Annotated in this window: 13 protein-coding genes; 9 read left to right on the forward strand and 4 right to left on the reverse strand. The window is 70.3% G+C overall.

The genetic code is table 11. The features are described 5' to 3' along the window. Positions 1–496 precede the first annotated feature (496 nt). Positions 497–1,276: an alpha/beta fold hydrolase gene (locus tag VF330_RS30150; RefSeq protein ID WP_330855082.1), complete on the forward strand. Its 780-nt coding sequence runs from the start codon at positions 497–499 to the stop codon at positions 1,274–1,276. Here VF330_RS30150 and VF330_RS30155 read toward each other — a convergent pair. From VF330_RS30155 to VF330_RS30165, 3 genes are all read right to left on the reverse strand, one after another. Next, positions 1,213–2,481: a glycosyltransferase 87 family protein gene (locus VF330_RS30155; RefSeq protein WP_330855083.1), complete on the reverse strand. Its 1,269-nt coding sequence runs from the start codon at positions 2,479–2,481 to the stop codon at positions 1,213–1,215. The two genes, VF330_RS30150 and VF330_RS30155, sit on opposite strands and share 64 nt — an antisense overlap. A gap of 183 nt (positions 2,482–2,664) precedes the next feature. Then, positions 2,665–3,540 carry a fructosamine kinase family protein gene (locus VF330_RS30160; protein WP_330855084.1) on the reverse strand — a complete coding sequence of 292 codons (876 nt, stop codon included), beginning with the start codon at positions 3,538–3,540 and terminating at the stop codon, positions 2,665–2,667. A gap of 153 nt (positions 3,541–3,693) precedes the next feature. Then, positions 3,694–4,221 (reverse strand): lipocalin-like domain-containing protein, encoded by a 528-nt coding sequence (locus VF330_RS30165; protein WP_330855085.1) that lies wholly within the window; start codon positions 4,219–4,221, stop codon positions 3,694–3,696. 252 nt (positions 4,222–4,473) lie between these two features. On the opposite strand from VF330_RS30165, the gene VF330_RS30170 reads away from it, so the two are divergent. From VF330_RS30170 to VF330_RS30195, 6 genes are all read left to right on the forward strand, one after another. Further along, positions 4,474–4,707 carry a hypothetical protein gene (locus VF330_RS30170; protein WP_330855086.1) on the forward strand — a complete coding sequence of 78 codons (234 nt, stop codon included), beginning with the start codon at positions 4,474–4,476 and terminating at the stop codon, positions 4,705–4,707. Positions 4,708–4,856: 149 nt separating this feature from the next. Then, positions 4,857–5,513, forward strand: a complete 657-nt coding sequence (locus VF330_RS30175) for a TasA family protein (RefSeq protein WP_330855087.1) — start codon at positions 4,857–4,859, stop codon at positions 5,511–5,513. 23 nt (positions 5,514–5,536) lie between these two features. Further along, positions 5,537–6,049 carry a hypothetical protein gene (locus tag VF330_RS30180; RefSeq protein WP_330855088.1) on the forward strand — a complete coding sequence of 171 codons (513 nt, stop codon included), beginning with the start codon at positions 5,537–5,539 and terminating at the stop codon, positions 6,047–6,049. A gap of 14 nt (positions 6,050–6,063) precedes the next feature. Then, entirely contained in the window at positions 6,064–6,582 is a 519-nt protein-coding gene (locus tag VF330_RS30185) for a signal peptidase I (protein ID WP_330855089.1), read from the forward strand. Next, on the forward strand, positions 6,579–7,328 hold the full coding sequence (locus VF330_RS30190; RefSeq protein WP_330855090.1) for a response regulator transcription factor: 750 nt from the start codon (positions 6,579–6,581) through the stop codon (positions 7,326–7,328). Before VF330_RS30185 ends, VF330_RS30190 begins: the two co-directional genes overlap by 4 nt. Further along, on the forward strand, positions 7,325–7,696 hold the full coding sequence (locus VF330_RS30195; RefSeq protein ID WP_330855091.1) for a response regulator: 372 nt from the start codon (positions 7,325–7,327) through the stop codon (positions 7,694–7,696). Before VF330_RS30190 ends, VF330_RS30195 begins: the two co-directional genes overlap by 4 nt. On the opposite strand, the gene VF330_RS30200 is transcribed toward VF330_RS30195, so the two are convergent. Beyond that, positions 7,659–8,825, reverse strand: coding sequence for a GAF domain-containing sensor histidine kinase (locus tag VF330_RS30200; protein ID WP_330855092.1), 1,167 nt, complete (start codon positions 8,823–8,825; stop codon positions 7,659–7,661). The genes VF330_RS30195 and VF330_RS30200 overlap by 38 nt on opposite strands. 159 nt (positions 8,826–8,984) lie before the next feature. Here VF330_RS30200 and VF330_RS30205 point away from each other — a divergent pair, with 159 nt between their 5' ends. After that, the gene (locus VF330_RS30205; protein WP_330855093.1) at positions 8,985–9,890 is read left to right on the forward strand and encodes a CPBP family intramembrane glutamic endopeptidase; all 906 of its coding nucleotides are present in this window, start codon (positions 8,985–8,987) and stop codon (positions 9,888–9,890) included. Between the two features lie 148 nt (positions 9,891–10,038). Continuing rightward, the coding region (locus VF330_RS30210) for a hypothetical protein (protein ID WP_330855094.1) at positions 10,039–10,337 on the forward strand (299 nt) is incomplete at its 3' end.

The following is a 10,337-nucleotide window of genomic DNA, read 5'->3' on the forward strand; positions in this document are numbered from 1 at the left end:
GGACCTCGGTAGACCATGGCACGCATGGCGTCTCCTTTGGACCGTCACTTCGGTGGTCACCGACCGACGCAACGGCGGGCCACTCGCGAAACCGGCAGGTACCCGCTGTTCCGGTGGATAACCTGCCTCGCGCGGACGAACACCGGTCGTGGTCGGTGGTGGAGACCCTCCGGCGTGACCCGCCGGTCGGCACCCGCTGTCTTCGGCCTCGGAGGTCAGACCGGCGGCCAGAAGTTCACCCCACCAGGGCGGTTCCCACTTGACACGCGGTCGCCTCGGCGCCGGTTCATCCGTCCAGCGGGAAGTCCACGTCATTCAGTGCGTCCAGTGCGTCGAGGATTTTCTCCTTCACTCCCATGCATCCTGCGTAACCCGGTGCTGCGCGGGTAAACCCACGGGACCTGTCACGCCCGGCATGCGGCTGAGGCGAGTTCGCGCAGCCGCAGTCCGCCCTGCCGTTGCCCTACTGTCAGGGGCATGTTCTTCGAGGTCCGCGATGACTGATGCCCTGCTCGTCGTGGACGACGGAACGGAGATCGCCTACCACCGCTGGGCGCCCGATGCCGGTGTCCGGGCGCATCCCGTTCCGGTCGTCCTACAGCACGGGTTCTCGGCGAACACGATGGTGGACTGGGCCGGCCCGGGCACCGTGGCGGCGCTGACCGCGGTGGGCCGCACGGTGGTCGGCGTCGATGCCCGCGGCCACGGGCGGTCGCAGAAGTCACCGGATCCCCGCCGCTACGGTGAACCGCGCATGGCACGGGACCTGCGCGCGGTGATCGACCTTCTCGGTGCACCCGAGGTGGATCTGGTCGGCTACTCGATGGGGGCCATCGTCTCGTTGCTGGTCGCGGCGGAGGAACCGAGGGTGCGCAGGCTGGTCGTCGGCGGTGTCGGCGCCGGGGTCGTCGAGGTCGGCGGGGTGGACACGCGCGTGTTGCCGAACAACATGCTCGCGGAGGCACTGCTGGCCGACGACCCGAGCTCGCTCCCGCCGGAGGTCGCCGGCATGCGCACGTTCGCGGAGTCGGTGGGCGCGGACCTGCCGTCTCTGGCGGCGCAGGCACGGGCGGTGCACACAGGCGGCGTCGAGCTCGCGCGCATCACCGCGCGGACGCTCGTCATCGCAGGCGACCAGGATCCCCTCGCGGTGCGGCCCGACGTGCTCGCCGACGCGATCCCGGACGCCCGCCTCGTACTCGTCGCCGGCGATCACGGAATCGTCGGCAGCAGCCCCGCTTTCCGCACGGCGGTGGCCGACTTCCTCCAGGACTGATCCTCAGCGTGAGCACGATGACCTGCCCTGGCCGCGCGTGACCTGAGGTGGCAGATCGACACCACGACGGCCGCGACGAACACCAGCACGTAGAGGTTCCCGACCACGAACGCCGGGAACCCGCTCAGCACGGGCTGCTGCGCGTCCTCATCGGGCGGGTCGGCGAGCGCCAGCACGTGCGGGAACGTGAACGGCAACATCGCCACCGGCACCCACCACGCCCGGAAAACCGCCACTCGTGCGACGGCGACGACCGCGAGCGGCAGCACCCACATCCAGTGGTGGCCCCACGACCACGGCGACAGCGCCGCCCCGCACATCCCGACGAGCGTCAACGCCAGCAGCTCCTCGCCGCGCCGGCTCGCCAGCGCGGCCGTCACGAACACCACCGCCGACACCAGCACCCCCGCGCCCAGCCAGAACGGTCCGACGTCATCGACGGTGAAACCGCTGCGCAGCAACAAACCCCGCACCGACTGGTTGTGCGCCGAGTACGGGTCCGGGTAGATGCGGCTCACGTCGCCGACGGCGCCGGACAGCCAGTAGCGGGCCGCGTCGCCCGGCAGGAGCAGGAACCCGGCCGCGATGGTGGCGGCGAACGTGCCCGTGGCGACGGCAGCTGCTCGGAACCTCCTGGTGAGCAGCAGGTACAGCACGAAAATCAGCGGGGTGAGCTTGATGCCCGCCGCGATACCGAGCCCGATCCCCTTGGTGCGCTTCGGGTCGTCGCGCAACAGGTCGCCGAGCACCAGTGCCAGCAGCACGAAGTTGATCTGTCCCAGGTACAGCGTCACGTGCACGGTCTCGGTCGCCAGCAACGCACTGGCGGTCACCAACGACACGACGAGCAGCTTCGACCCGGTGTGAGTGCCGGCCGAACGCCAGCACCGCGACGACACGTACACCAGCAACGCGCTGTTGCCGGCCGCCACCACTCCCGTCGCGACCGCCGAGCCCAACAACGCCAGAGGCGCGAACAGCAGCGCCGCGAACGGCGGGTAGGTGAACTGCATGTCCTGCCACACAGCGGTTTCGTACAGCGGCGCACCGGCGAGCACGGCAGCCGCTCCCGCCCGGTAGACCTCCAGGTCGATCGTCTCCGCCCGGAACGCCAGCGCCGTCGTCACGAGCCCGAACGCGCACACCACGAGCGTCGCGCCCAGCGCCGACCACCGCACGACGCCACGCGAAGAAGGATCGCGCACCAAAGGTTGCTCATTTCCACAGGGCTGCCGGAGATCGTTGATCCACCTGTTCTCGCCAGTGGCGAAAATGGCACTTGTCAACGACTTCAGCCACAGCAGACCCTCTGGACTTCCTTTCTGGGCACGAATTCAGGTGCACGCGGGCAATCCTGGCCGTGTCGAGCAACGGAATGCCGGCGAGGTTCACCGAGCCCGGAACGGCCGGAGAATGGCTCGAACCTGGTCCGCCGCGCCCCAGTCGTGGTCGAACATGGCGATGAGGGCGAGGCTTTGGCGCAGCTGCACCAGGGGCATCCGGGTTCGCCAGTCGTCGTCCAGGCCGGTCAGCTCCGCGTACGCGGAGAAGAACCGCTTCGCCTCCGGCGGGTGCGGCGAGCACCACAGGTGGGCCAGGTCGACCTCGGCCCAGGTGTAGGAGACGGCCGGGTCGATCACCGCGGGCCTGCCGTCGGTGGTGGCGAGGACGTTCTGCGCCCACAGGTCGCCGTGGGTCAGGCAGGCCGGTTTCGCCGGCAGCAGGTCGGGCAACCGCTCGCAGAGCCGTTCCAGGGCACGCCGGTCCCGTTCGTCCAGCGCCGCCCTGACCCGGCGCTCCGGCAACCAGCGCAGCAAGCGGTTCCGGGCGAAGAACTCGTGCCCGTCGGCAGTCCAGGTGTTCACCTGCCGGTAGCGGCCGAGCCAGTTGTCGCGGTCCCAGCCGAACCGGTCGTGCACCGTGGAGGTGTGCAGCCGGGCGAGTGCGTGGGCGAGCTGTTCCCAGTACGCCTCTACCGGCGGTCGTTCACGCAGGACCGACAGCACCAGCAGGTCCTGCGTCGCGAGGACGACCTCGGGCGTGACCAGCCCGCCGCGTTCCCGTAGGGCGTGCAGCCCTTCCGCCTCGGCCGCGAACAGGTCGTGTGCGGGTACTTCGGCGAACGACTTGACGAACAACCGGGAACCGTCGCGCCGGACGGCGATGCCGGCGATCGCGGCGAGCCCGCCCTCGACCGGCTTGACCGCCGTGACGTCGACCAGCCCTGCGGCGTGCAGGCGGTGCAGCAGCAGGGAAGCGCTCACCGGACTACCGGCTTCGCGGAGATCGGTATGAGCTGCGCGACGAGATCATCGGTGAGCCTCGACGCCATCCGAAGACGCTTCCGCCAACTCGTGGCACGCACGTACCTGCACACCCCCGTCTCCTGCCTTCACACTACCGGCTCACCAGCATGATCAGGGAACGCGAACGAACCTGATCTCCAGGCGGGGAAGGCCGGGAGCCTGCAGGACCTCGGTCAGCTGGTCGCCCTTCCTGATGAACCGCAGCACCGGGGTCTGCCAGCGCTGGCCGTTCCGGTTGGGCCAGGTCGACCCGATGATGACGTTCGAGGAGTACTCGCCCTTCCGGTCGACTTCGTAGGTGCCGAACTGTCCGAGGGACCTGCCGACGACAGCGGCGTTCTCCTCGGGCGTGCCGACCCTCTCGCCGCTGGCGAAGGGAGGGATGGCGGGATTCTGGAAGACCTCGACGAAAGTCCCGTTCTCGTTGAACGTGACCATGCCGTCCGGGTTGGCCCCGTAGGGGCGCCGCTCGGCAGGTCCACCGGGGTCGGACACCGCCGACACCATTCGCCAGGTGCCGGCCAGTGCGTTGCGGACTGGCCTCCCCTCACCGGCCGCGCTCGTGGCGGGACCGGCTGCCCCGGCCGTCAGGACCAGCAAGGCGGACAGGGTCACACCGGTGCGCGATGGTCGACGCATGATCATCCTTTCGTCGGAGGACGAGGCGTGGAGTGGGAGAAGCAGAGGCGCAGAAGACGAAAACCTGAATGACTACAGGCTTTTTTCCGCGGATCCGGTCACTGGACCATCCACGGTAGAGATCGCTGCGCGAGACCACCAACGACTGATCGTCATCGGACCCATGCGGCTTTCTCATGCATCGCAACGGGAATGCGGCAGGTGACGTCGGTACGATGAGAACCTGCTCCGGGGTGAGCCGTGGAGGTACCTGTGAAGCCGACCTTGTCGGGAATCCACCACCTCAAACTGCCCGTGAACGACCTCGCCAAGAGCAGTCCGGTGATCTCGGGGTTCATCGGAGACCTCGTCGAACTGAGCACCCCCGACGGTCTCGCCATCCGCCTCTACACCGACCCCGTCGGCGGGTTCGAGGCGGTCGAACTCGACGGCGAACGCGCCGACGTCTCCTCGGCACACCTCGCGCACCGCATCATGCGACGCTGACGGCTCGAGTTCGGACGGGTATGTCCGGCCGCGGGTGGAAACTTGAGGTTCGCCAGAGGAAACGTGGAGGGTGCCCGGAGGAAGACCCCGCAGTCTTGTGTCATCGCCGCCGCAAGGGGCAGCCGCCGAGACCACCGGGAGCACCGCAGATGACCAAGCACAACGCCGACCGCCGCCGTTCCGCCTGGCGTCCGCTCGCCTTCGCCGCCGTCGGGACCGCGACGCTCGTCGCGATGGGCACCGGTGTCTGGGCCACGTTGTCCGCCACCGCAACCAACACGACGCCCGAGCAGGTCACCTCCGGCACGCTGAAGCTCACGATGGCCAACAACGGCACCGGCTTCTCGCAGAACATCACCAACATGGCGCCCGGCGACGTCGTCAACCGCTACGTCGACCTGACCAACGGCGGCACGCTCGACGGACAGGCGCTGACCCTCCAGGTCGCCGCCACCGGGTCGCCCCAGCTCGTCACCGACGGCACCACCTCCAAGGCGCTGCGCGTCTCGGTCATGCAGTGCACCGGCGGCACCTGGAACGCGGGCACCGGTGCCTGCACGGGAGGCACGGCCAGCAGCGTGCTCGCCGCCACGCCGCTGTCCGGCCTGGCCTCCGCCGTGTCGCTGCTTCCCGGCAGCTTCGCGAGCGGCGGCACGACCCGCCTGCAGGTGTCGGTCCAGCTGCCCGACCAGGCCGAGACCACGGTGAACGGCGTGGCGCCCGCGGGCACCATCCAGGGCCAGTCGGTGTCGCTGACCTACACGTTCAACGAGACCCAGCGCAACGCCACCACCACCAACTCCTGAGCAGACGAGGGCGACGGACCGCGATGACGACGACCACGTTCCCCGCTCGCCTGAGTGCGGTGCTCGGCGTCGTCCTCGCGGCCTGCGCCCTCACCGGCACCGCGCACGCCGACGTGGACGCGGACGCCACCGTGACCCTCCAGGCCGGGACGGCGCGGTGGGCGGCGACGCTCGTCCGTCCGGACGGGACGGTCCTGACCGGAAGCTCCTGGAGCACCAGCTACACCAGCATCACCACGAACTACCTCTACGGGAGCGTCCGCAACACCGGCACACTCCCGCTCGCCGCCCAGACCTACACGCTGACGACCTCTGGGTTTCCGTTGGGCGCGGCCGCCGCCACGGCGTGCGTGAACGGCGCTTGGCAGGCGGCCACCAACACCTGCACCGGCACCCAGGTGACGTTGTCCGGGGCCAGCGCACTGACCCTCGCGGTCGGCAGCTCCGCCTCCGTGCGGCTCACGCTGCCGGCCGCGATCGGCGGCACGGTCGCCCTGTCCGTGTCCGTCGCTCGTTCCCAAGCCCGCCCCGCCTGATGAACGGAACCCCCATGGCGATCACCACCCACAGGAAGAAGCCCGCACGCGGCGTCGTGTCCGGTGTGCTGCTGGCCGTGCTCGCCGTGACCGCGGTCGCGGGTGCGCTGGTCGTCGTGCTGGCGCGGATCGGGTTCTCGCCGGTGCTCTCGCCCAGCATGGAACCCGCCTTCGCGCCGGGCGACCTGCTCGTCACCCGCGCCGTGCCGGTGGCGGACCTGGAGGTCGGCGACGTCGTCGTGCTGCCGCGCCCGGACGTGGCGGGGGAGCGGTACGCCCACCGCGTGATCGAGCTGACCACACGATCGGGTGAACCTGTGGTGCGGACGAAGGGCGACGCGAACGAGGCCGCCGACCCGCAGACGTTGCGCATCACCTCGCCCACCGTGCCGGTCGCCGTCGCGAACGTGCCGGTCGTGGGCCGGATCGCGCTCCTGGGCAGGGACACGGGCGTGCGGATCGGGCTGATCGTGCTGATCGGCGGAGCCGTCCTGATCGGACTGCGCCGCCTCATCTACCGGAACCCGCGATGACGCCCGTCCTGCCGCGTGCGGCCGACCGCTCCACAATGGACGGGGTGGCCACCGCGAAGATCCTCGTCGTCGAGGACACCCCGGAGATCAGCTACGTGATCGAGCTGGCGCTCGCCGACGCGCGGTTCGACGTGCGCGTCGCCGCGGACGGGCAGGAGGGTCTGCGCGCCGCCCGGCAGTGGGTGCCGGACGTCGTCGTGCTCGACCTCAACCTCCCGGACCTCGACGGGTTCGAGGTATGCCGGCGGCTGCGCGAGTTCACCTCCGCCTACGTGATCATGCTGACCGGCCGTGCCGACGAGGTCGACAAGCTGGTCGGCCTGACCAGCGGCGCCGACGACTACATGACCAAGCCGTTCTCCCCGCGCGAGCTGACCGCGCGCGTGGCGGTGATGCTCCGGCGCCCGCGCGGCGGCCCGTCCGCACCCGAGGCGCCGCACCAGCGCCGCACGCTCGGACCCGTCGAGGTCGACCTCGACACCCGCGAGGTGCTCGTGCGCGGCGAACCGGTGCCCGTCACCCGCATCGAGTTCGAACTCCTCGCCGCCATCAGCGAGAACCCGCGCCAGATCCGCACCCGCGACCAGCTGCGCACCCGTGCGTGGGGAGAGGCGTGGCTCGCCGACGACCACGCCGTCGACGTGCACCTGTCGAACCTGCGCCGCAAGCTCGCCTCCGCCGGCGCCCCCGGCCTGATCAGCACCGTCCGCGGGGTCGGCTACCGGATGAACTGGAAGAACCTGTGACGCGCCGGGTGCTCGTCGTGGACGACGAGCCGGACATCCGCGAGCTGGTCGTGCTGTCGCTGCTCACCACCGACTGGAGCGTCACCACCGCCGCGTCGGGCGAGGAGGCGCTGCGCCTGTGCTCCGCCGGAGAGGTCGACGTCGTGCTCCTGGACGTGGACATGCCCGGCATGGACGGCAGGCAGACCGCGGTGGCGCTGCTCGCCGACCCCCGAGCGGGCGTCGAGGTCGTGTTCCTCACCGCCTCGGCCGACGTCGAGGGCCTGCCGGGCCCGGTCGTGCCGAAACCGTTCGACCCGGTGCGGCTGGCGGCCCAGGTGGAGGCGCTGGTCAGCCCCTGGGTGCCGCCACCGGCAACTCCAGTGTGAAGGTCGTGCCCGCGGCCGAGGTCTCCGTCACCGCGATGGTGCCGCCGTGCGAGGCCACGATCCCGCGGGTGATCGCGAGCCCGAGCCCCGCGCCCTTGGCGCCGTTGCGCATGCCCGCGTCGAGCCGCACGAACGGTTCGAAGATGTGGTCGACCTCGTCGCACGGGATGCCGGGGCCTTCGTCGCGCACGTGCACCCGTGCGGTCAGCGGTCCCGCCTCGCGCACGACCTCGACCGTCGTGTCCGGGCAGGACACCTTCACGGCGTTCGCCAGCAGGTTCGTCAGCACCTGAACCAACCGGTCCGCGTCACCGCGCACGACCACGTCCGGCCCCTTCTCGGTCAGCCGCACTCCGGCGCGGCGCGCGGTCTCCTCGACCGAGGAGAAGGCCTGCTCCGTCACGGACGCCAGCCCCACCTCGCCGATCCGCAACGGCAGCGTGCCGCGGCGCGTGAGCGTGAGGTCCATCAGGTCGTTCGTGAGCCGCACCAGCCGGTCGGTGTTGCGCACGGCGATCTCCACGAGCCGTTCCGCCTGCGGCGGCAGCGACCCGAACCGCCCCGACTCCAGCAGCTCCAGCGACCCGTGCACCGACGTCAGCGGCGTCCGCAGCTCGTGGCTGGCGACCGCGATGAGCTCCCCGGTCGCCCCGGCCCGGCACTCCAGCTCCGCCCACGCCGCCAGGTCGTTCAGCAGCTCCAGCTCGTCAGGCGTCAGCCGGCGCGGCCGCGCGTCGAGCACGCACAACGTGCCGATCAGGTGCCCGGACTCCGCCGCGATCGGCCGCCCCGCGTAGAACCGGATGTGCGGCGGTCCCAGCACCATCGGGTTGGTGGCGAACCGCGGGTCGTCGAGCGCGTCGGGCACCTCCATGACCTCGGGCCCGGCGATCGCGTGCGCGCAGAACGAGTCGCTGCGCGGCGTCTCGGTGGCGTCGAGTCCCGCGGCGGACTTGAACCACTGCCGGTCGAGGTCCACCAGCGACACCAGCGCCATCGGCGTGTGCAGCAGACGCCGTGCGGTGCGGGTGATCCGGTCGAACCGCTCCTCGGCGGGAGTGTCCAGCACACCGGTCCCGCGCAGGGCCGCCACCCTGCCTATCTCGGCGTCCCACGCGTCGCTGATCACAGTTCGAGTATCGGCGCGGTGAGGACGGCGTCGCACGTCGTCGACACGATCGGGGGACATTCGGTGTCCTCCGGCGGAAACCGGGGTAGAGCGGGCTCCACTCCGGGAACGGCCCTTGGCTGCACTGACTGCCACAAGATCGATTTTTAGTCTTCGACCATGACTTCCACCCCCACCGAGAGCTCCGGCTCCACCGGCGTGCGCGCCCTCGTCCAGCGCTACCCGCTGATCACGTTCTTCACCCTGGCCAACGGCATCAGCTGGCTGGTCTGGCTGCCCTACGTCCTGTCGCTGGACGGGTTCGGCCTGCTGCACTTCCGCTACCCGGACCTGCTGATGGGCAACCAGCTCACCGCGATCCTGCCCGGCGCGTACCTCGGCCCGCTGACCGCCGCGTTCACCGTCACCGCCGTCACCGAGGGCAGGGAAGGCCTGCGGCGGTGGCGCAAGCGGCTCTTCCAGTTCCGCGCCGGTGTCCTATGGTACGCGTTCGCGCTGTTCGCCGTCCCCGTCGCGGTCCTGCTCGGCACGCTCGCCGTCACCGACGGCGAAGGCTTCCGGGTGCCCTCGCTGATGCTGCTGGCCGTCTACGTGCCGATGCTGGTGCTCCAGTTCTTCACCACCGGTCTCGCCGAGGAACCGGGCTGGCGCGACTTCGCCCTGAGCCGCCTGCAGCAGCGCCACCAGCCGATGGTCGCCACGGTCATCCTCGGCACCCTGTGGATCATCTGGCACCTGCCGCTGTTCCTCACCCCGTGGGGAGGCCTGGACGTCACCGCCGAGACGATCGTCCGCTTCGCCGTCCTGGCCATGGAGATGAGCTTCCTGATCACCCTGGTCTACAACAAGGGCCGGCAGAGCCTGCCCCTGGTGATGCTGCTGCACTGCTCGATCAACAACTTCCAGTCCGTCGCCTTCGCGGAGTTCTTCCCGGACGCCGGCGATGAGATCCTGTGGGGGCCTGTGCTCGGCCTCGGGGTGCTGGCGCTCGTCGTGGTCGGCGTGACCAAGGGGCGGCTCGGCTACACCCGTGAGGCCGAGGCGGCGGTTCCCGCGGTCGCGTGAGACTTCCCGAGTGACGGGTGTCACCCTTCTCGGCCGTGCCGATGTCCCGCCACCGGGGTCCTAACGGGTATCCGAGTGAATGGCCGCGCTCCCATGCCAGACACCTGCTCCTGAATCGCGCGACAACTGTCGCGACAAGAGGACACCGTTGTACCCCTCCGAGATCGTGTTCCAGCCCGCGCTGGGCCGGGCACGTGGCTTCTCCGCGCTGGTCATCACCGCCGACCGGCTCTTCGGCACGCGGTTGACGAGCAACCTCGTGCACTCCGGCGCGGGCAGGGTCGACGTGGTGCGGACGGTCTCGGAGATCCGGCCCGCCGCCGGGCTGGAGGAGCGGGATCTCATCGTGGCCGACCTCGACCTGCCGGACGAGGCCGCACACCTCCTGCTCGACGACGTGCAACGGCTGCAGGGCCACTACCTGGTGGCGGTGCTGGCGCCGCAGTC

The organism is Lentzea sp., assembly GCF_036380075.1.
Lineage (GTDB): Bacteria > Actinomycetota > Actinomycetes > Mycobacteriales > Pseudonocardiaceae > Lentzea.